The sequence below is a fragment of the Micromonospora sp. NPDC048170 genome, assembly GCF_040652795.1.
Classification (GTDB): Bacteria; Actinomycetota; Actinomycetes; order Mycobacteriales; family Micromonosporaceae; genus Micromonospora.
Map to the genome: position 1 here is coordinate 26,259 of NZ_JBEZMR010000041.1, position 21,186 is coordinate 47,444.

Below are 21,186 nucleotides of genomic sequence, written 5' to 3' on the forward strand. Positions count from 1 at the left end.
GGAGTGCAGCGCAGCGGAGCCCCGCAGTCGCGAACGAAAGGCCAGCCCGGTGAGCGCGAGGAGTGCAGCGCAGCGGAGCCCCGCAGTCGCGAACGAAAGGCCGGAACAGTGAGTCAGGTGCGGATCATGCGGGGACGGGAGTGGGCCCGCCCGGTCCGCCCGGTCCGGCGTGAGGTGCTCAGCGCGGCCCCCGAGGTGGAGCAGGGACGCCCGCCGCTGCTCTTCGTACCGGGCTTCGGCCACGGCGCCTGGGCGTTCGCCGAGCACTGGCTCGGCCACGCCGCGTCCCGGGGCTTCCCGGCGTACGCGTTGAGCCTGCGCGGGCACGGCGGCAGCGGCCCGGCGCCGGAGGCGACACTACGGGCGTACGCCCACGACGTGACCCAGGTGGCGGCGGGCCTGCCGCGCCAGGCGGTGCTGGTGGGGCACGGCGCCGGGGCCCTCGTGGTCGCCCACGCGCTGGCCCGCTACCCGGCCCGGGCCGCGGTGCTCGTCGCGCCGGTGCTCGGCGGCTGGGCGACGTTCGGGGCGGCGTTGCGCCGCAACCCGGTCGGCACCCTGCCGGCGGTGTTCGGTGGGCCGCTGCGGCTGCACCGCCGGCAACTGTTCAGCCGGGACCTGCCCGAGGCCGAGGCCAGGCGGTACGTGGCCCGGCTGGGCCGGGCCGGCCGGCGGGCGCAGTGGCAGCTGCTGACCGGGCGGGCCGCGGAGCCGACGGTGGGCGACCCTCCGGTGCTGGTGCTGGGCAGCCCCGACGACCGGGTCGTCCCGGCGACGACGCTGACCCGGGCGGCCCGGCGGTACGGCTCGGCCCCGCTGCTCTTTCCCGGCATGGGGCACGACATGATGCTCGACGCCCGGTGGCAGGAGCCGGTCGACGCGATCCTGGACTGGCTGGAGAAGCACCCGGCGCCGACCGGCCGCCCCTGACCGCTGCCGGCGTCAGCCGGCGGCACTCATCCGGGTCAGCAGCGAGCCGCTCTCGTCGAGGGCGGAGAGGTAGGAGCGGGCCCACGCCCGGATGTCGTGCCGGTGCAGGTGCGCCCGCATGGCCCGCATCCGCCCGCCGAGGTCGTCGGGGCCCGCCCGCAGCGCCGAGAGGAGCCCCTGCTTGAGGCCCTCCAGGTCGTGCGGGTTCACCAGGTACGCCTGCGGCAGCTCGGCGGCGGCGCCGGCGAACTCGCTGAGCAGCAGCGCGCCCGTGTCGTCGACCCGGGCGGCGACGTACTCCTTCGCGACGAGGTTCATCCCGTCGCGCAGCGGGGTCACCGCCATCACGTCGGCGACCCGGTAGAGCGCGGCCAGCTCGGCGCGGTCGAACGGCTGGGTCAGGTAGTGGATCGCCGGCTCACCGACCCGGCCGAACTCGCCGTTGATCCGCCCGACCTCGCGTTCCACCCGCTCGCGGAGGATCTGGTACTGCCCGACCCGTTCCCGGCTGGGCACCGCCACCTGTACGAGCACGGTGTCGCGCACCTTGACGTGCCCGTCGGCGATCAGTTCGCTGTACGCCTTGAGCCGCTGCTCGATGCCCTTGGTGTAGTCCATCCGGTCGACGCTGAGGATCACCTGATCGGGACTGCCGAGGTCGCGGCGCAGCCGGCCGGCCCGGTGCGCCACGTCGGGCCGGGTGGCGAGCGCGGCCATCTCCGCGGTGTCGATGGAGACGGGGAAGGCGCCGATCCGCACCACCCGGTCGTCGACGGCGATCCGCCGGTCGGTGGCGGGAACGTCCAGCACCTTCGCCGCCAGCTGGGCGAAGTTGTGCGCGGCCTGGGAACGCTGGAAGCCGATCAGGTCGGCGCCGAGCATCCCGCGCAGCAGTTCGGCCCGGCGGGGAAGCTGCATGAACAGCTCGGGCGGCGGGAACGGCACGTGCAGGAAGAAGCCGATCCGCAGGTCCGGCCGCAGCGCCCGGAGCAGGCCGGGCACCAGTTGGAGGTGGTAGTCCTGCACCCAGACCACCGCGCCGGGCTCGGCCACGTCGGCCGTGGACTCGGCGAACCGCTGGTTGACCCGCTGGTACGCCTCCCACCAGCGCCGGTGGTATTCCGGTTGCTCCACGGAGTCGTGGTAGAGCGGCCAGAGGGTGGCGTTGGCGAAGCCCTCGTAGTGGTCGCGCAGGTCGTCGGCGGTCAGCGCGATGGTGTGCATCCGGACGCCGTCGATGTCGGGCAGCGCGGGCGCCGGACCGGTGCCGCCGGCCCACCCGACCCACGTCGCGGGGGTGTGTCGTAGCAGGGCGTGCAGGGCGCTGACCAGGCCGCCGGGACTGCGGCGCCATTCGCAGGCGCCATCGGGGGCCACGCTGTCGTCGATGGGCAGGCGGTTGGCCACCACCACGAGGGAACTCTGTCGCATCTCGGGCATTCCGATCAGCAGGGAGTGACCGCCGCAGCGGAGGAACAACCGGGCAGCCAGTGAGGGATGTGACGGAGAGCGGTATTCCTACTGACAGTAAGTTACACCAGTGTCGCGCCCCGGGCATGGGGCGCCCGTCGTCCCGGGATGCGGGCGGGCGAAAGCCGGCGGACGGGTCGTCGGGTCAGACGACCGCGCCGTCGTCCGGGTCGCGCTCGTCGTCGTCGCCGGGCCGCAGCCGCCAGATCAGCGCGACGAAGCCGGCCAGGATGCCGGTGAAGCCGAACAGGTTGACCACCGAGGGGTCGGCCACGGGGAAGATCGAGGGGAACAGGAAGAGCACGAAGCCGGCCACCATGGCCAGTACGCCGACCACCGTGTACTTCGAGAAACGCGGCAGGGGCGGGGGCGGCGGCGGGGTGTAGCGCTCGTCCTCCGCCTCGTCGTCGGGCAGGTCCGCGCCGAAGGTGTCCAACCCGTCGAGCAGCGACGGCTCGTCCTCCCGCCCCCGGGAGAGGGAGACGCCCGAGACGTCCGCCGCGTACGGCAGCCGGCGCACGTCGGTGGCGGTCGGCCCGGCGGGCTCGTCGGGCGTGCCGAGGGTCACCTGGCCGCCGGCCGGCCCGGGCGTGTCGTCCACGTCCTCGGCGGCGGGCCACGGGTTGTCCGCCCCCCGCGGGGTGGTGGTGTGGAAACCGGCGACGATGCGGGCCCACTCGGCCTCGATGTCCGGCTCGTCGTCGCGGGGGCGCTCGGTGGCCGTCTCGTCGGCGAGCTGGGTCAGGTAGTCCCGCGCGGTCCGCAGGTGTGACCGGTCGACGTAGAGCCGGTCGACGGGGCGGGACGGGACGGTGGTGGTGCGGGTGACCGGGTTCAGGTCGGCCGAGGGCTGGAGGTAGGCGGCGATACCGCCGGCGGCCAGGACGTCGAGCAGGTGCTCGCCGACGCGCGGATCCACGTCGCCGGCGACGGCGTACTCGCTCGCGTCGAGCCCGTTGTCCCGCCGTCCCCGGCGGGCCCCACCCGCTGACACCGGACATCCTCCTCATCACGCGCCCGCGGCGCGGTCGCCTGAGCCCCCTCGGCGCCGACCCACGCGCCGTGCCTTGAATCGTGACACGTCCGGACCCGGTTCCGGGAGTGCCTTGTGGCGCGGCGTACGAAGTCAGAGCCCCTGCCGCAGGTCGCGACAGGGGATTTATGTCCGTTCTTGCTGAATCCTTTTCAACAGAGCCCGTAGCCCCGGCGTAGGCGCCGCCGGCTTACCGGGCCGGGGTGAGGGTCGGCCGCCTCCTAGCGCGGGACCCTCGCGACCACGTCGGCGACGTCGACCCGGACGGGGTCCGGGTTGGCCCAGCTCCAGTTCGGGTGGGCGCGGTTGGTCAACAGGACCAGGACCATCCGGCGGTCCGGGGCGACCACCAGGGAGGTGCCGGTGAAGCCGGTGTGCCCGAAGGTGCGGGGGCTGCTGAGCTTGCCCATGAACCAGGGCTGGTCGAGCACGACGCCGAGGCCGTGCGCGGACGTGCGGTGGGGCCGCTCCGGGTCGACGGCGGGCAGGCCGGCGTTCACGTTGGTGAGCATCTGCCGGGTGATCTCTTCCGAGAGGATCCGGGTGCCGTTGTGAACGCCGCCACCGAGCAGCAGTTGCCCGACGACCGCGACCTCCGCGGCGGTGCTGAAGATGCCGGCGTGCCCGGCGATTCCCCCCATGTGGTTGGCGACGTCGTCGTGCACGACGCCACGCAGCAGTCCGCGCGACGACCGTGCGTCAGTCGCGACCAGCCGGGCGGCCTGGTCGGCGGCGCTGAGCCAGGTCTTCGGGTTGAAGCCGGTGTCCCTGAGGCCGAGCGGCTCGGTCAGCCCGGTCCTGAGCGCCTGATCGAAGCGCTGGCCGGTGACCTTCTCGACCAGGAACGCGAGCACCATCAGCCCGACGCTGGAGTAGCGGTACACGGTGCCCGGCACCGCGCCGCTCACCAGTGGCGTGGCCAGCACCGCCTTGCGGCGGGCCGGGTCGTCGGGCAGGCCGGCGACCTTGGCCCCGACCGGCAGGCCGCTCGTGTGCGCCAGCAGCATGGCGACGGTGACCTTGTCCTTGCCGGCGCCGGTGAACCCGGGCAGGTGGTCGACCACCCGCGTCGACAGGTCGATCCGCCCCTTGTCGACCTGCTGCAACACCAGGATCGCGGTGTAGACCTTGGTGATCGAAGCGAGATCGAAGATCGAGTCGTACCGCATGCCGACCTGCTTGGACTCGGGCAGCAGCACCGGGCCGGCGTCGTAGCGCACCGCCTTGCCCACGACGGCCTTCGCCACGGTCACGCCGCCCACCTGGCAGAGGGCGACCGCGCCCCCGTACGCCGGGTGCTTCGGGTTGGCGCTGGTCGGCGCGAGGTGGCGGTTCAGGGTCAGCGGCAGCCGGCCCGCCACCTGCGCCCCGCCGCGTACCGTCGCGCCGGTGGGGTCGGTGGCCTCCGGGACCACGGCGACCCGCGCTGCCGCGGACCGGCTGGGTGCGGCCGAGGCGCTCGCACTCGGGCTGGCGCTCGCGACGGGCCTGGCGGTCGCCCCGGCGGTGACAGACCGGCCCACCTCGCGGCAGCCGGTGAGGGTCGCGGCGACGGCCGCGAGGCCGGCACCGAGCACGGTGCGACGCTCCAGTGACATGCGGCGCATCATGGCAGGTGCGTCCCGCCGAATCCAGCCGCCCCCCGGTCGGCCCGGGAGTTGGTCGACATGTGATTCATTTCATAGGTAAGCCTCGATCCGGTTCCGGTCGGTGCCCACGCCCGGGCCGGCGCTGCGTCACGCGCCGTCACCGGAGCGGCTCGTCCGTCCTGTCGGTGGGCGTCGCGCGGCGCAGGTGGGCGACCCCATGGCTCGATGCGGCGTTGGTCGTCGTCGACCAGATGGTGGCGCTCGGTAGCGGCGGCTGGTCGGAATGGTCCGGAGTTGCCCGGCTCGCGCAGCTGTTCCCTTCGGCGGCACGTGTCCGCAATGGCTCGCTGGTTGTAATGCTCGCGTGACCGACTGTCAAGACATTGATCATCCACACCGGACGTTCCTATGCTGCGCCGACTTTCGTCGTGAGAATGGGGGCTGCGGTGGAGGAACACGAGGGGACCGGGGTGTTCGTCGCCCTGGCGAGCGGGGTGGTCGCGCGCTGGGCAGGGCGGATCGCCCTGCTGTTGACGGTCGTCCTGGCGGCGACCATGTCCGACGTGCCGATGCGGATGGAACGGCCCGCCTCGGCGGTGCAGCCGGAGCCGGCGGCGCAGCCGAAGACCGCCTGCCCGGCCGACCGCGCGGACGAGGCCTCCGCGGCGGTGGCGGCCCGGCTCTGCGGCGCGCGCGTGGAGGTGGCGAACCGGCGCTCCGAGACGACGCAGGTGTTCGCGAACCCGGACGGCACGCTCACCGAGGAGCAGGCGCTCGCGCCGGTCCGGGTACGCCAGGGCAACACCTGGGTGCCCGTCGACCTCACCCTCCAGCGGCGGGCCGACGGCGTCGTCGCACCGAAGGCGCACCCTCGCGGCCTCACCTTCGCCGGTGCCGCGCCCGGCGCCGGCGAACACGAGGTCGCCTCCCTCGGGACCGGCGCCGAGCGTGCCGTTGTCGCCTGGCCCGGCCCGCTGCCCGAGCCGGTGCTGTCCGGGCGGACGGTCACCTACCCGGACGTGCGGCCCGGCGTCGACCTGGTCTTCCACGCACACGCCACCGGTTACGAGCAGCACGTGGTGGTCAAGGACCGGGCGGGCCTGGCGCACGTCCGCACGCTGAAGCTGCCGCTGCGCACCGGAGAGCTGACGGCTGCCCGCGACGGCATGGGCGGGCTGGTGCTCAAGAACGCCCGCGGCCGGCAGGTGGGGCGGGCGCAGACGCCGCTGATGTGGGACGCGAAGATCGCCCCGCTCTCCGGCGAGCACGTCAACCACGCCCCGGTCGCGCTGCGGACGCGTCCCGCCGGCAAGGGCCGGACGCTCATGGAGTTGACCCCCGACGCGGGCTTCCTCGCCCGGCCGGATCTCACCTTCCCGGTGACCATCGACCCGCCGACGTCGCTGTCGCCGTCGTTCGACGCCTTCGTGCAGAACACCTACTCCAGCGACCAGTCCGGGTCCGGCGACCTCAAGCTGGGCTACTCCAACGACGGCGGATCGTTCACCGCCCGGTCGTACCTGCGGTTCAACACCACCGGCTTCGGTGGTAGCCGGATCATCACCGCGAAGCTGCGGCTGTGGAACGACCACTCGTGGTCGTGCACCGCGGCCTCCTGGGAGGCGTGGCGCACCGACCACGTCGACTCGTCGGTGCGGTGGACCAACCAGCCCACCGCGCGGGCGAAGGTGGGCACCTCGACCGAGACCCGCGGCTACAGCTCGTCCTGCGGCGACGGATACGTCTACGTGGAGGTCGGCGGCGCGCTCCAGCACAGCGCGGACACCAACGCGACCAGCGCCAGCGTGATGCTGCGGGCCACCTCGGAGACCTCGACGTCCGGCTGGAAGCGGTTCGACTCGGCGGAGGGCAGCCGCCCGCCGCTGGTGACCATCACCTACAACAGCGCGCCGTCGGCGCCGACCGCGCTCGCCGTCGCCCCCTGCTACACCTCGTGCGGCTCCGGGGCGCGGACCTCCTCGCTGCGCCCGGCGCTGTCGGCGAAGCTCGCCGACGCGAACGCCGGGCAGACGCTGCAGGCCGAGTTCGTGGTACGCGACAAGGTCACCCAGGCGGTGGTCAGCTCATCCGGCCTGCGTTCCGGCAGCCCTGCCTGGACCAACGGCTCGACAGCCTCCTGGCAGGTGCCGGTGGACCTGGTCGACGGCACCCAGTACGAGTGGCAGGTCCGGGCCAAGGACCCCTGGAACCACGGCGCCTGGACGGCGTGGACTCCGCTGACCGTCGACACCGAGAAGCCCGGCGTGCCGTTCGTCTCGGCGACGATCTACCTCGACGACGGGCAGCCGCACGGCGGCGCCAGCCAGCCCGACACGTTCACCTTCACCCCGGCGAGCGGCACGGCCGACCTCGCCGCGTTCGTCTACAAGTTCGACTACGACACGACGGCGACCACCGTCGCCGCGACCGGCGCGAAGTCGGTGACCCTCGCGCCGCGCGACGGCCACCGCACCCTGACCGTCCAGGCCAAGGACTCCGCCGGCAACCTGTCCAACCCCAACCAGTACGTCTTCGACGCCGGGGACGCCGCCCTCGCCGAGCCGCTGCCCGGCGCGACCATCGTCAAGCGCACCAAGCTGCGGATCACCACCCCGGTCACCGGCTACACCCGGGCCTACTTCGAGTACCGGCGGGGCCCCGGCGGGGCGACCCTGCCGGTGCCGTCGGCGAACCTCACCTCGGGCACCGGCGCACCGATCACCGCCACGGCGGCCAGCCCGGTCGCGCTGTCGTCGCTGGGCGGGTACGCGATCTGGAACGCCACCGACACGCTCGGCCTGATCGGCGGCGTCGTCGAGGTGCGGGCGCACCTCTACACGGCGACCGGCACCACGCCCGCCTACACGATCCCCTGGGTGCGGGTGAGCGTCGACTCCAGCGGCGACGGCGCCGCCGCGGACGAGGCCGGCCCCGGCTCGGTCAATCTGCTCACCGGCGACTACGCCCTCTCCGCCAGCGACGCCGACGAGCTGGGCCTGTCGGTCTCCCGCTCGGCCTCGTCGCGTGACCCCGCCGACGGCTACCAGCCGATGGCGCAGCGCCTCACGGCCAACCAGCAGCAGGTGTCGACCGACCTGACCGGCTTCACCGTGCCGAGCACCTCCTCGGCGGTACGCTCCACCGCCCGGGGGCAGGGCGAGACCGCGCCGGCGGACTCGCTGGAGATCACCCCGGTGACCACGACCAGCAACGACACCTACGTCGCGGTCGGCGGCGACGGCGGCGCGCTGCGGCTGGGTATGACCCCCGGCAAGACGTACCGGATGACCGGCTGGATCTACGTGCCGGCCGCCACCGGCCTGGTGCCCGCGTACACCGAGCGGGGGCTGCGGATCGTCGGCTTCCACAAGGTGGGCACCGCGTACACCGAGGTCGTCTCCCAGATGGCCGGCTACACCGACGGCTGGCAGGAACTCTCGGTCGACATGGCTGTCCCGGCCGGAGCCACCGAGGCGTTCTTCCGGCTCTACAACGGCATGCAGGGCGGCTCCGGCCGCAAGGTCTACTGGGACAATCTCTCCGTCACCGAGATCGTCGCCCCGTTCGGCCCGTCCTGGACCGGTGGCGCCACCGGCGGCGCGGCGGACGTCGACTACACCACGGTCACGTTCCCCGAGCCGTCGTTGGCGCAGGTCGACACCATCGACGGCGGTTGGATCACCTTCGCCAAGAACCCCGACGGCACGACCTTCGCCCCGGAGCCGGGCGCCGAGGGGACGGTGCTGAGCAAGGTGGGCAGCACCGCGTACCGGCTCACCGAGGTGGACGGTACGGTCACCGAGTTCACCCAGCAGGGCGGCGTGTGGGCGGCCACCTCGTCGTGGACGGCCGAGTCGGACACCACCTCCCGGTACGTGTACGACACCACCGGCAGCCGTCTGCTGCTCAAGAAGGTCATCAACCCGGTCGAGCCGGGCGTGGGCGACTGCACCACGGCGACCCCGGCACGCGGCTGCGAGGTGCTGGAGTACGAGTACGCCACGTCGACCGCCCCGGGGCTGAGCCAGAGCGTCTTCGGTGACCACACCGACCGGGTCTCCGGCGTGAAGCTGTGGGCGTGGGACCCGGACACCTCCACGGTGACCGCCACCCACATCGCCCGGTACACGTACGACAACCTGGGCCAGCTCCGCGAGGTGTGGGACCCGCGGATCAGCCCGGCACTGAAGACGACCTACGAGTACGCCGGTGGACGGATCACCAAGATCACGCCGGCCGGGGAACTGCCCTGGCACTTCGACCACGGCAATCCCGACGTCGACTCCGCCGCCCTGCGCTGGGACCTCGACGCCGGCTCCGGCACGAGCGTCGCCGACTCCTCGGGTGGCGGTCGTAACGGCACCATGGCCTCCGGCGTGTACTGGGCGCAGGGCAACGACCCGGACAACCCGGCCGACCGGGCCGCGGCGCTGACCGGCGGCACCGGCCAACAGGTCAGCGTGGCCGGCACGGCACTGTCCAACACGTCCTCCTACACCGTCTCCGCCTGGGTGCGGTTGACCGACAAGTCGGTGAACCGGACCGCCGTCTCCAAGGAAGGGTCGCGGACCAGCGGGTTCTTCCTCAACTACGTAGCCGCCGACGACCGCTGGGCGTTCTCCCGCGTCAGCGCCGACAGCGACACCGCGACCCCGATCCGGGCCACCTCGAACACCGCCCCCGTGCTCGGCAAGTGGACGCACCTGACCGGCGTCTACGACACCGCCAGTGGCCGCATGAAGCTCTACATCGACGGCGTCCTCCAGACCACCACCGCCGCGGTGGGCGGCTGGAACGCCACCGGCGGATACGTCGTCGGCCGGGCCAGGTGGGCCGGCGCCGCCTCGAACATCTGGCACGGCGGCATCGACGACGTCCGCATCTACGGCAAGGCGCTCACCGACGCCCAGGTCGCCGACCTGGCCGGCGACGAGAACGCCGGCAAGCTGCTGAAGGTACGCCGGGCCGCCCTCCAGCAGGGCTCGAAGACGGCCACCGACGGGGAGATCGCCACCACCGTCGTCTACAACGTGCCGCTCACCCAGGGCGCCGGCGGCCCGTACAACCTCGACAGCGCGGCCATCACCACCTGGGGCCAGGTCGACCTGCCCACGGACGCGACCGCCGTGTTCGGTCCGGAGGACGACCCGGGCCGCAGCAGCGCCACTCCGGCGGCGCCGGGCACCAGCGGCTACCAGTACGCGACCGTCCACTACCTCTCCGCCGGGGGCAAGGAGGTCAACACCGCTGCTCCCGGCGGCCACATCGACACCCAGGAGTACGACCGGTTCGGCAACGTCATCCGGACGCTGGAGGCCACCGATCGAGCGTTGGCCCTGGGCACCCTGCCGGGTGCTGACGCCTCTCTCGCCGAGCTGGGCCTGGCCGGCTCGGACACAGCGACCCGGGCGCTCGCCCTGTCCACCGTCAGCACCTACAGCTCGGACGGGGTCGACCTGCTGGAAACGCTCGGTCCGACCTCGACGACGGTGCTGGAGAACCCGGTGGCCGACCCCGACGGGAGTGGCTCCCTGGAGGCCCTCCCGGCCGGCGCCACCGTCATCGGCCGGGCCCACACCGTCAACAAGTACGACGAGAACAAGCCGGACGGCGCCAAATACCACCTGTTGACCAGCGAGACCAAGGGTGTGCAGGTCGTCGGCTATCCCGACGCCGACACCCGGACCACCCGCAGGGGCTACGGCGCCGAGCACGGCGGCGTCTCCGGCTGGACGCTGAAGAAGCCGACCATGGAGACGACGGACGCCGGACCGGGCGGCGAGAACCTCAGCTCGGGCACCGTCTACGACGCGGCGGGTCGGGCCGTCAAGTCGGTGGGGATCGGTTCGTCGGGCTCCGACGCGCGGGCCACCGAGACCCTCTACTACACCGCGGGCGTGAACCCGGAGAGCACGCTGTGCGGCAACCGTCCCGAGTGGGCGGGCCTGATCTGCGTCACGCGGGCCGCCGGCCCCGTCACCGGACACGACCCGTTGCGGATGGCGGACGCGCTGCCGGTCCGGCATGTCGTGTCCTACAGCCGGGCCGGCAAGGAGGCGGTGGTCACCGAGACGGCAGGCGGGAAGACGCGTACCCTCACCACCCGGTACGACGCCGCCGACCGGGTCACCCGTGCCGAGATCGACTCCGATTCTGGTGTCGCGATCGAGGCGACCACGACCACCTACGATCCGGTTTCCGGGGTCGTCACGCGAACCAGCATGGGCGGCGCGGAGATCGTTCGGGAGCACGACAGCCTGGGGCGGGTCGTGGCCTACACCGACGCGGACGGCGCCACGACGGCCACCGAGTACGACCGCTTCGGCAAGACGGTGAAGACGTCGGACCCGACCGGTCACTCGACCTACGTCTACGACCGTGCGGCGGAGCCGAGAGGTCTGCTCACGAGCGTCACGGACAGCATCGCCGGCACGTTCTCCGCGAAGTACTCGGCTGACGGGCAGCTTACCGAACTCGGCTATCCGGGCGGACTGACGCGGAGGGACCGGCTGGACGCCAATCTGCAACCGGTCGAGCGGACCTACACGCGGGACTCCGACGCGGTGGTGGTCTTCTCGGAGTCCGTGGTCGAGAACAGCGCCAGCCAGTGGGTGAACCACACCTACACCGGAGGAAGCAAGGTCCACCGGTACGACCGGCTCGGGCGCCTGGTGCGTACGCAGCACGACAGCGCGATGACCGACGGCTGCGTCACCCGCCGGTACGCCTACGACGGCCGGGCCAACCGGACCGACCGCTGGACTCACGGCCCGGACTCAGCCGGTGACTGTCAGGAGACCGCGACCACCGAGCACGTGACGCACTCCTACGACAGCGCGGACCGGCTGACCGACTCCGGCTACGTCTACGACGAGTTCGGGCGTACGACCGCCATGGCGGGCGACCTCACCACGACCTACCACACCAACAACCTGATGCGAGCCCAGCAGGTCGGGGACACCAGGCGCACGTGGACACTGGACCCGGCGCACCGCTTCCGCGGCCACCTCAGCGAGGTTCTCGTCGGGGGCACCTGGACGAGCCCGAAGTCGACGGTCAACCACTACGACGACGACTCCGACGAGCCCCGGTGGATCGTCGAGGACACGGTCTCCGGCGAACTGACCCGCAACGTGTCCGGCCCGGACGGCGATCTGGTGGCGACCACCGCGGCGAGCGGCGGCGTCTTCCTCCAGTTGACCAACCTGCACGGGGACATCGCCGCCGTCATCGATCCCGCCCTGACCGAACCGGAGTTGTTCGACTACGACGAGTTCGGTAACCCCTCCATCGGGCAGGCGGACCTGCGGTACGGCTGGCTGGGCGGCAAGCAGAGGTCGGGTGACGCCCTCGGTGACGCCGTTCTCATGGGTGTCCGGCTGTACCTCCCTGACCTCGGGCGGTTCACGACGACCGACCCGGTGACCGGAGGCAGCTGCAACGCGTACGAGTACGTCTGCGGCGACCCGATCAACTCCCAGGACCTGGACGGGCGCAGTTGCCGGACCTGGAAGTGGCTCATAAGTTCCTCGTGCCGTCCGTCCGGTAGCTACCGGGAGTCGCTCCACTCGCACATCGCCCTGGCGGCCTGGGTGATCCCCGGCGGCCCGGCGTATAAGGCGGGCCGGTTCACCTACCGGTTCGGCAAGGCCGCCTGGAAGGCAAAGAAGCGGTTCACCAAGCGCAGCTGGAACAACTGCCGGTCGAACTGGAAGAACTGCGGTAAGCGCGCGGTGCCCAGGGTGGGTGGGGCACTCTGGCAGTCGAGCATCGGTGGCGACTGGGACAATCTGAAGACCGCAGGACGCTTCTGGCGGGACCGTACGCGTGACTGGGCGGTGAAGCCCTGGAACACGTTCTGCGGGGTGCTGGGCAAGTGGACCAGAGGCTTGTCACGAACGTCGTGCAGGCAGAAGTCCTACAGGCGGAGTTGGAAGTGGTGAAGTTGGGTGACTCGGGGCGAAGGCTGTCGGTGTTGGGGCTCATGCTCCTCTTCACCGTGATCCTGCTGCCTGACATCGTGAGTGAGGGAGGTTGGCGTGCCTGGGTCGCGGTGCCCGTCAGTGTCGGGCTGCTCGTCGTCTTCCTGCGGGACCTCGCCGCGTTGATCCAGCGGCGGCGGCATTCGCCGAGACCGGAGCAGGGGCCGGACGCCTGACAGCGGGCCACGCCGAGCGGATCTGGAAACTGGTCGTGCGGCCGGGCACCTGCCCGGCCGCACGACCAGTTCCGTGCGCGGACAACGGACAGCACGCGGGACCGTGCGCGTGCCTAAGATGATCGATCGTCCGTTGTGGCGGAAGGTCCGTGCTCCGTAGGCTCGTCGGCGACGGCAGCGCTCCCGGGCGCGGGCGCCGTCGCGGGGCACACCACGGGAAAGGACGCCGGTGCTGTACTGGCTGCTGAAGTACGTCATCCTCGGGCCGCTGCTGAGGCTGATCTTCCGCCCGCAGGTGGAGGGCCTGCACCACGTACCGGCGACCGGCCCGGTGATCCTCGCCAGCAACCACCTTTCCTTCTCCGACTCGATCTTCACGCCGCTGGTCGTGAAGCGGCGGGTGACGTTCATCGCCAAGGCCGAGTACTTCACCGGCAAGGGCGTCAAGGGTTGGCTGACGAAGATGTTCTTCGTCGGCTCCGGCACCATCCCGGTCGACCGTTCGGGCGGCCAGGCGGCCAGGGCTGCCCTGGACACCCAACTGCGGGTGCTGCGCGGTGGCGGCATCGCCGGCATCTATCCCGAGGGCACCCGGTCGCCGGACGGGCGGCTCTACCGGGGCAAGACCGGCGTGGCCCGGCTGGCCCTGGAGAGCGGCGCCCTGGTGGTCCCGACGGCGATGCTCAACGCCGACGAGATCCAGCCGCCCGGCAAGCTGATCCCCAAGATCGCCCGGGTGCGGATCCGGTTCGGCCCGCCACTCGACTTCTCGCGCTACGCGGGGTTGGCTGGTGACCGGTTCGTCGAGCGCGCGGTGACCGACGAGATCATGTACGAGCTGATGGAACTCTCCGGCCGCGAATACGTCGACACCTACGCCCAAAAAGCCAAGGCCCCACCCCCCACCCCCCGCGAACCCCTCCCGGCCTAACCCCCCTCCCCACCCCACCCCCCCCGCCCCCTCGCCCCGCCCCACCCCCTGCGCGTCGATCTTGCACCTGTGGCCCTGGCTTTGCGGCATTCGTCGCATTCGTCGGGGCAGAAAGTGCAAGATCGACGCGCGAAGGGGGAGGGGGAGGGGACGAGGGAGGGGCGGGGTGCGGGGGAGGGGGTGGGGAGGGCGGGGAGTGGGGTTAGCAGGCTAGGGCCGGGTTGGTGGGGGTTTTTGGGGGGCGGGCCAGGTCGAGTAGGGCGGGGGCGTTGTTGCGTAGGGCGAAGGTGCGGAGTTCGGCCAGTTCCGGGCGGCCTGCCGTCGGCTCGCCGGCGTGCTCCAGCTCGACCGCCGCGAAGGTGAGCGCCAGCATGCGGTCGGTCACGTCCGGGATGCCGGCGTAGATCTCGGCGCCCGCCAGGTGCAGCTCGGCGGCCCGTCGGTGGTCGCCGTCGGCGGAGGCCAGCGCGCCGGTCACCGTCCGCCGCGCCGCCTCCGACCAGGGCGTGCGGTGACCCACCCGGTCCAGCATCGCGCGTACCTGTGCCGCCGCCTCCCGTCCGGCGAGGCTGGCCGCGTACCCGGCCGCGGCGATCCACTCGCCGCTGGCTATGGCGGGCACCGCCGACCAGGACTCGGCCAGCTCGTCGATCAGCGCCGTCGCCTCTTCCCGCCGCCCCTGCAGGGCCCGGCAGAGCGCGCCCATTCCCAGCATCGTCCAGTGCGGTCGGTGGAAGCCGCTGCGTCGGGCGGCGTCGAGCGCCGCCGCCACGTCGTCGCTGAACGTGGCGGCGGCGTCGGCGTCGGAGTGGGAGCGGGCCGGTGGTACCCGCTCGCCCCGTAGCACCAGCAGGCAGGAGCGCAGGCCGCGGACCTGCATGTCCCAGCTGCCGGTCGGGGTGTCCACGAACGCCTCGGCGGCGGCCAGCAGCCGGTCGAAGTCGCCCTCGAACCAGGCGCGCATCGCCTCCGCCGAGTAGCTCGTGGTCAGCGTCTGCCCGCTGGCCTTGCGGGTCGGCGACGACGTGAGCAGGGCGTCCGAACGCAGCCAGTCGCCCTCCTCGCAGACGGCGTAGGCGAGGTTCTGCATGGCCCGGGGCAGGGCGATCAGCTGGCCGGCGCGGCTGAGCTCGACGATGTTGTGCAGATCGTCCAGGCCGGACCGGTCGCCCGCCTGGTAGCGGGCGATGGCCGAGGTGATCCGGGCGTTGGTGCGGGTCTCGGTCAGCCCGAGCCGCTCGCCGATCTCCGCCGCCCGTTCGGCCGCGGCGACCGCCGGGTCGCGCTCGTAGTTCAGCATGTGCAGCCGGCCCATTTCGGCGTAGGCGTCCGCCTTCTGGGGGCTGTCCGGCAGCGGGGCGAAGAGCTGGACGGCCCGGTCCAGGCAGGCCAGCGCGGCGGCCCGGTCGGCGCGCAGCCACGCGGTCTGACCGAGCAGCGTCCAGGCGCGCGCCGCGCAGGCGTCGTCGTCGTGCGCCAGCAGCCGGTCGGCGAGCGCCTGCACCTGCTCGGGGCCGCCGCCGGAGAGGAAGGCGTTGCCGTCCCGGTAGAACGATATCTCCGTGCTGAGCAGCTCCAGTTGGAGCCGGTCGAGCGGGTCGGAGTCGTCGGCCAGCCCGAGTGCGCGGCCGGCGTGGCTCGCCGCCACGTCGAGGCTGTGCAGCGCGTACGCCCGACGGGCCGCCCGGTGCAGTGCGGCGCGGGCGGCTCCGGCGAACCGACCGATCTCCATGCCCAGCGTCCGGGCGATCTCGTGGGCCGCCCACCGGTGGTGGGCCAGCACTTCCGCCAGGTCGGTGTCCCGGCTCTGGGAGAGCATGTCCAGCCACTGTGCCGTCCGCTCGTGCCGCGCCACCCGCTCGGTACGGGGCAGCCGCTGGTAGCAGACGTCGCGCACCAGCACGTGCCGGAACCGGTACTCCGGCTGCCCGGCCATCGTCGAGGCGGCCTGCTCGTGCACGAAGTCGCGCTGTTCCAGCCGGCGCAGCGCGCGTTCCACCGACTCGACGGGCTGCCCGAGCGCGGCGGCCACGGCCCCCGGCCAGAACTGCACGCCGACCACGGCGGCGGCCAGCAGCACCGTGCGTTCCTTGGCGTCGAGCAGGTCGATGCGGTTGGCGATGACGGCGTGCACGCTCTCCGGCATCGGCAGGTCGAGGTGCTTCTCCAGCGACCAGCCCCGCCCGGACTGGCGCAGCGCGCCCTGCTCGATCAGCATCCGGACGTACTCGTGGGCGTAGAGCGGGTTGCCGCCGGCCACCTCGATCAGCGGGGTGAGCATGTCGGCGGAGAAGGCCGCCCGGCCGAACATGTGGGCGTAGAGCGCGGCGATGCCCGTGTCACGCAGCGGGGGCAGGGTTATGGTCACCGAGCCGGTGATCGTCCCCGCCCAGCTCGGGTCGCGGTCGACCAGTTCCGGGCGGGCGGTGCAGAGCAGCAGCAGCGGCACGTCCCGGGCGGCGGTGCCGAGCAGCTCCACGAAGCGCAGCATCGCGTCGTCGGCCCAGTGCAGGTCCTCGAAGACCAGCACGGTCGGCCGGCGCGCGGCCAGAGCCAGCAGGAAGCGCCGCCACGCCGACTCGGTTTCCTCGGCCGGCAGCGGGGTCCCCGGCAGGCCCACGAGCGGCCGCAGGGCGTCGACGAGGCGTTGCCGCTCGCCCGGACCGACCAGCTCGCCGACGGCCGACGCGAGCCGCTGGGCGGCGCTGGAGGCGGGGTCGGTGTCCAGGATGCCGGCCTCGGACTTGACGATGTCGGCCAGCGCCGCGAACGTCACGTTCTCGCCGAACGGCGGGCACCGCCCGATCCGCCAGGTCAGCGGCTCCTCGACCAGCCGGTCCACGTGCCGGTACAGCTCCCGTACCAGCCGGCTCTTGCCCAGCCCGGCCCGGCCGAACACGGTCACCACCTGGGGGCGCCGGTCGCGCAGCGACCGGTGCAGGGCGTTGACCAGCATCCCCAGCTCGTGTTCCCGGTCGATCAGCGGCGTGGTGTCCGGCTGCCGGTCGGTCGGTTGTCGACGGACGGGGGACAGGGCCAGCCACACCTCGGTCGTCGTCGACCGCCCGCGCAGGGTGACCGGCGGCTGTTCCTCGTAGCGGATGGCGTCGCGGGTGAGGGCATGCGTCACGCCGCAGACCAGCACCCCGCCCGGCGGCGCGACGGACTGCATCCGGGAGGCGGTGTTGACCACGTCGCCGGCCACGATCGCCTGGCCGCCGTCGCGGGCGGCGGCCACGTCGACCAGCGCCTCGCCGGTGGCCACCCCGACCCGGAAGCGCAGCGCGTCCGCGCCGGTGGGGGTGAAGCGGGTCAGCACCCGTTGCAGCTCCAGGCCGGCCCGGACGCAGCGCAGCGCGTCGGTCTCGGTCGCCACGGGCGCCCCGAACAGGGCCATCACCGCGTCGCCGATGTACTTCTCCACCACCCCGCCGTACTGGCCGACGACGCGGCGGGCGGCCGAGAAGAACCCGGTCTGCATGCCGCGGACCAGCTCCGGGTCGGCCCGCTCGACGTACGGGGTGAAGTCGATCAGGTCGACGAAGAGCACACTGACCCGGCGGCGGTCCTCCTGCGAGGCCGGCTGCCGCTCGGTGCCCGGCCTGGCCGCGCCGCAGGAGGTGCAGAACGCCACATCCCGGGCGAGCGGCCGGAGGCAGTGCGGACAGACGGCGCCCAGCTCGTTGCCGCAGCCGCCGCAGAATCGGTCGCCCGCGGCAGCCGTGCGTCCACAGCGGTCACACTGCGTGGCGATGACACCCTCCACTGGTGGTCCCGCCGGCGCCGGGATCGGCACCGTTCAGGTGCCAGTATCGCCGTATGTCCAGCTGTCGGGTACCGGGCTGTTGGCTTGTGGACAGTCCACCGGCCGGTCCGGCGGTTACAGTCAGGCGGCTGATTGTCGACCATTGACCACAGGGGGATTTCCCGATGGTGTACGTGATGTTGCAGAGCGACTGGACCGACGGTAGCGGGGTGAGCCACCTCGCGGGCGACTCCGTCGACGTGGACGCCGCCACGCTGGCCGCGTTGCAGGCGCAGGGGATCGTCAGCGAGCAGTCGGGCGGCGGCGGCAAGGACGGCACGGAGTGGGTCGGGCCGGGCAGCACCAACTGGGTCGGGCCGGGCAGCAACACTCCCTGACACCCCACGCACGAAGGGCCGGAGCAGCAGCTCCGGCCCTTTCTCGCGTACGCCTCAGCGTTCGTTCATGCCGGCGCGGCGGCGCAGCGCCGCCACGTCGGTGACCACGATCCGCCGGCCCTCGGTGCGCAGCCAGCCGCGGTTGGCGAACGACCCGATCGCCTGGTTGACGCTCTGCCGCGAGCCGCCGGCCATCTCCGCGAGCTGGCTCTGGTTGAGCTCGATGGTGATCATCGGGGCCTGGCTCTCGCCGGCGAGCCGCACCAGGGTCTTGGCCACCCGGCCGGGCAGGTCCAGGAAGACGTGGTCGGCGTTCTGCTCGGTCAGCCTGCGGATCAGCCCGCCGAGCGAGCGCATCACCGCGTCGAGGATGCGCGGGTTGGAGTGCACCAGCTCCATGAACGCGCCCCGGGACAGCGCGAGCGCCGCGCAGTCCTCGATCGCCTCCGCCGAGGCGGACCGGGTGGAGGCGTCGAGCAGGGAGACCTCGCCCAGCACGTCGGGCGGACGGATGACCGACAGCACCGCTCGCTCGCCGGTCGGCGCGGTGCGGAAGACCGCGACCGCACCCCGGCGCAGCACGATGAGTGACTCGCCGGGGTCGTTCTCGACGAAGAGCAGCTGACCCTTGCGGTACGTCCGGGGGACCGCCGCGGCGATCACCCGCTGCCGGACCTCCGGCTCCAGTCCGGCGAACATCTCCACACCCGTCAGCGCGTCACCCGGCTCCGGTAGGCGCATCTCCACGGCCCAACCCCTCCCCGGTCAAGGACCACAACTCGCTCACCGGGTGAACCTGAAGGCCCTCGACGAGGTGAACTGACACCGGTTCGGCGTCCGGTAGCGGTACACATCAGATCATGACGCTCCAGTCGCTTGCTGTACACCCCTCAAATCACTTCCGTGACACTCCCGAGCTGCGGCGACCGGCATGGTGGGAGACGGATCCGTCCCGCGGCGGGGGGTGCCCCGGGGGGTCGGGACGGGTCCGGTCGCGCCGCTGCGCGTGGTCGGCGGGCGCGGGGGGCGGGACCACCCTCGCGTCCGCCTCGGGCGCGTCGTCGCGTCACGTCCGCCCCGGTCGCCGGGGCGCGACGGTCGTGGGCGAGGATGGCGGGTGATGGTCTACCGCTACTTCTACGACTGCGAGTTCATCGAGGACGGCCGGCTCGTCGACCTGGTGTCGATCGGCGTCGTCGACGAGTACGGCCGCGAGTTCTACGCCGTCTCGACCGAGTTCGACGACTCGCGGGCCGTGCCCTGGGTGCGCCGCAACGTGCTCGACAAGTTGCCCTCCCCGGCGAACCGCGCCTGGCGTTCCCGGGAGCGCATCCGCGACGAGCTGTACGACTTCCTCGTCGAGCCGGTCCGCGACCGTCCGGGCGAGCAGTTGGAGCTCTGGGCCTGGTACGCCGCGTACGACCATGTCGCCCTGGCGCAGTTGTGGGGCGCGATGCCGGCGCTGCCCCGGGAGATCCCCCGGTTCACCAAGGACCTGCGCCAGCTCTGGGACGACCGGGGCCGGCCGTCGCTGCCGGACGCCGACGCGGCGCGCCATGACGCGCTGGTCGACGCCCGACACAACCTGGCCCGGTGGCGGGCGATGACCGGTTCGTAGGCCTGGCCGCGTCTGCTCCGGGCACCGGCACGAACGCCGAGGTCAGCTACTGGCCGGTAGGTCGCCGGTGCGGTGGGACCGGCCCGGGGCGCGGTGTTGGCGTACTCCCGCGGCGGCTACAGTCGCACTGACGGCCCGCCCCGGGCCGGCAACGGCGCCGATGGTCTTGATTCGACACATATCCTGGGGCAAATCGGGCTTCACCTGATGCTCCCAGGAGGATGAGCAGATCATGCGTATCGGCGTGCTCACCGGCGGCGGCGACTGCCCAGGTCTCAACGCGGTCATCCGGGCGGTGGTCCGCAAGGGCGTCGCCAGCTACGGCCACGAGTTCGTGGGTTTCCGGGACGGCTGGAAGGGCCCGCTGGAGGGCCTGTCCCGCCCGCTCGGCATCGCTGAGGTCCGCGGCATCCTGCCGCGCGGCGGCACCATCCTCGGCTCGTCCCGGACCAACCCCTTCAAGATCGAGAACGGCGTCGAGCGGATCAAGGAGAACCTCGCCGCGCAGGGCGTGGACGCGCTCATCGCGATCGGCGGCGAGGACACCCTCGGCGTGGCCACCAAGCTGCACGAGCTCGGCGTCCACGTGATCGGCGTGCCGAAGACGATCGACAACGACCTCGGCGCCACCGACTACACGTTCGGCTTCGACACCGCCGTCAACATCGCGATGGAGGCGATCGACCGGCTGCACACCACCGCCGAGAGCCACCACCGCACCCTGGTGGTCGAGGTGATGGGCCGGCACGCCGGCTGGATCGCCCTGCACGCCGGCCTGGCCGGCGGCGCCAACGTGATCCTGCTCCCCGAGCGGAAGTTCGACGTCGAGCAGGTCGCCGGCTACGTCGAGAAGCGCTTCCAGCACCAGTACGCCCCCATAGTGGTCGTCGCCGAGGGCGCCCAGCCGATGGACGGCCAGATGGTCCTGCACAACCAGGAGCTCGACGCGTTCGGCCACGTCCGCCTCGGCGGCATCGGCCAGTGGCTCGCCGAGCAACTGGAGGCCAAGACCGGCAAGGAGGCCCGCACGGTCGTGCTCGGGCACATCCAGCGCGGCGGCACCCCGAGCGCCTTCGACCGGGTGCTCGCCACCCGGCTCGGCCTCCACGCGATCGACGCGGTCCACGAGGGCGACTGGGGCAAGATGGTCGCCATGCAGAGCACGGACATCGTCCGCGTTCCGCTGGAGGAAGCCACCCGTGAGCTGAAGACCGTGCCGCTGGAGCGGTACGCCGAGGCCGAGGTCTTCTTCGGCAGCTGTCGCGGTCGCGCAGTCGTACGGCCGGTTGCCGTCGCGGGCGAAGGCGCAGGCCG

At 72.3% G+C, this 21,186-nt stretch carries 12 protein-coding genes; 7 read left to right on the forward strand and 5 right to left on the reverse strand.

Annotated elements, in window-relative coordinates; genetic code table 11:
* Positions 1-126 precede the first annotated feature (126 nt).
* Complete coding sequence (locus AB0D32_RS30225) at positions 127-930, forward strand: alpha/beta fold hydrolase (protein ID WP_357097502.1); 804 nt, start codon at positions 127-129, stop codon at positions 928-930.
* Positions 931-942: 12 nt separating this feature from the next.
* On the opposite strand, the gene AB0D32_RS30230 is transcribed toward AB0D32_RS30225, so the two are convergent.
* From AB0D32_RS30230 to AB0D32_RS30240, 3 genes are all read right to left on the reverse strand, one after another.
* The gene (locus AB0D32_RS30230; RefSeq protein ID WP_357097504.1) at positions 943-2,361 is read right to left on the reverse strand and encodes a trehalose-6-phosphate synthase; all 1,419 of its coding nucleotides are present in this window, start codon (positions 2,359-2,361) and stop codon (positions 943-945) included.
* 184 nt (positions 2,362-2,545) lie between these two features.
* Positions 2,546-3,394 carry a DUF308 domain-containing protein gene (locus AB0D32_RS30235; RefSeq protein WP_357097506.1) on the reverse strand — a complete coding sequence of 283 codons (849 nt, stop codon included), beginning with the start codon at positions 3,392-3,394 and terminating at the stop codon, positions 2,546-2,548.
* 260 nt (positions 3,395-3,654) lie between these two features.
* Positions 3,655-5,031 carry a serine hydrolase domain-containing protein gene (locus AB0D32_RS30240; RefSeq protein ID WP_357097508.1) on the reverse strand — a complete coding sequence of 459 codons (1,377 nt, stop codon included), beginning with the start codon at positions 5,029-5,031 and terminating at the stop codon, positions 3,655-3,657.
* A 425-nt stretch (positions 5,032-5,456) separates the two neighbouring features.
* Between AB0D32_RS30240 and AB0D32_RS30245 the strand changes: the two genes are divergently transcribed.
* The 3 genes from AB0D32_RS30245 (at position 5,457) to AB0D32_RS30255 (ending at position 14,111) form a co-directional block, all read left to right on the forward strand.
* Positions 5,457-12,965, forward strand: coding sequence for a LamG-like jellyroll fold domain-containing protein (locus AB0D32_RS30245; RefSeq protein WP_357097510.1), 7,509 nt, complete (start codon positions 5,457-5,459; stop codon positions 12,963-12,965).
* A 32-nt stretch (positions 12,966-12,997) separates the two neighbouring features.
* Positions 12,998-13,180: a hypothetical protein gene (locus AB0D32_RS30250; RefSeq protein ID WP_357097512.1), complete on the forward strand. Its 183-nt coding sequence runs from the start codon at positions 12,998-13,000 to the stop codon at positions 13,178-13,180.
* 229 nt (positions 13,181-13,409) lie between these two features.
* Complete coding sequence (locus tag AB0D32_RS30255; RefSeq protein WP_357097516.1) at positions 13,410-14,111, forward strand: lysophospholipid acyltransferase family protein; 702 nt, start codon at positions 13,410-13,412, stop codon at positions 14,109-14,111.
* 202 nt (positions 14,112-14,313) lie between these two features.
* On the opposite strand, the gene AB0D32_RS30260 is transcribed toward AB0D32_RS30255, so the two are convergent.
* Positions 14,314-17,877 (reverse strand): adenylate/guanylate cyclase domain-containing protein, encoded by a 3,564-nt coding sequence (locus AB0D32_RS30260; protein WP_357097518.1) that lies wholly within the window; start codon positions 17,875-17,877, stop codon positions 14,314-14,316.
* Positions 17,878-18,041: 164 nt separating this feature from the next.
* Here AB0D32_RS30260 and AB0D32_RS30265 point away from each other — a divergent pair, with 164 nt between their 5' ends.
* Positions 18,042-18,254, forward strand: coding sequence for a hypothetical protein (locus tag AB0D32_RS30265; RefSeq protein ID WP_357097520.1), 213 nt, complete (start codon positions 18,042-18,044; stop codon positions 18,252-18,254).
* Positions 18,255-18,308: 54 nt separating this feature from the next.
* On the opposite strand, the gene AB0D32_RS30270 is transcribed toward AB0D32_RS30265, so the two are convergent.
* On the reverse strand, positions 18,309-19,001 hold the full coding sequence (locus tag AB0D32_RS30270; RefSeq protein WP_357097522.1) for a Crp/Fnr family transcriptional regulator: 693 nt from the start codon (positions 18,999-19,001) through the stop codon (positions 18,309-18,311).
* Between the two features lie 373 nt (positions 19,002-19,374).
* On the opposite strand from AB0D32_RS30270, the gene AB0D32_RS30275 reads away from it, so the two are divergent.
* Together AB0D32_RS30275 and AB0D32_RS30280 are read left to right on the forward strand one after the other, a co-directional pair.
* Positions 19,375-19,872: a polyadenylate-specific 3'-exoribonuclease AS gene (locus tag AB0D32_RS30275; protein WP_357097532.1), complete on the forward strand. Its 498-nt coding sequence runs from the start codon at positions 19,375-19,377 to the stop codon at positions 19,870-19,872.
* Between the two features lie 232 nt (positions 19,873-20,104).
* The coding region (locus AB0D32_RS30280) for a 6-phosphofructokinase (protein WP_357097524.1) at positions 20,105-21,186 on the forward strand (1,082 nt) is incomplete at its 3' end.

Excerpts from the sequence above, each read along its gene's own strand:
- AB0D32_RS30240 (WP_357097508.1), bottom strand. The coding sequence starts at position 5,031 with ATGTCACTGGAGCGTCGCACCGTGCTCGGTGCCGGCCTCGCGGCCGTC.
- AB0D32_RS30230 (WP_357097504.1), bottom strand. The coding sequence starts at position 2,361 with ATGCGACAGAGTTCCCTCGTGGTGGTGGCCAACCGCCTGCCCATCGAC.
- AB0D32_RS30245 (WP_357097510.1), top strand. The coding sequence starts at position 5,457 with ATGGGGGCTGCGGTGGAGGAACACGAGGGGACCGGGGTGTTCGTCGCC.
- AB0D32_RS30225 (WP_357097502.1), top strand. The coding sequence starts at position 127 with ATGCGGGGACGGGAGTGGGCCCGCCCGGTCCGCCCGGTCCGGCGTGAG.
- AB0D32_RS30265 (WP_357097520.1), top strand. The coding sequence starts at position 18,042 with ATGGTGTACGTGATGTTGCAGAGCGACTGGACCGACGGTAGCGGGGTG.
- AB0D32_RS30275 (WP_357097532.1), top strand. The coding sequence starts at position 19,375 with ATGGTCTACCGCTACTTCTACGACTGCGAGTTCATCGAGGACGGCCGG.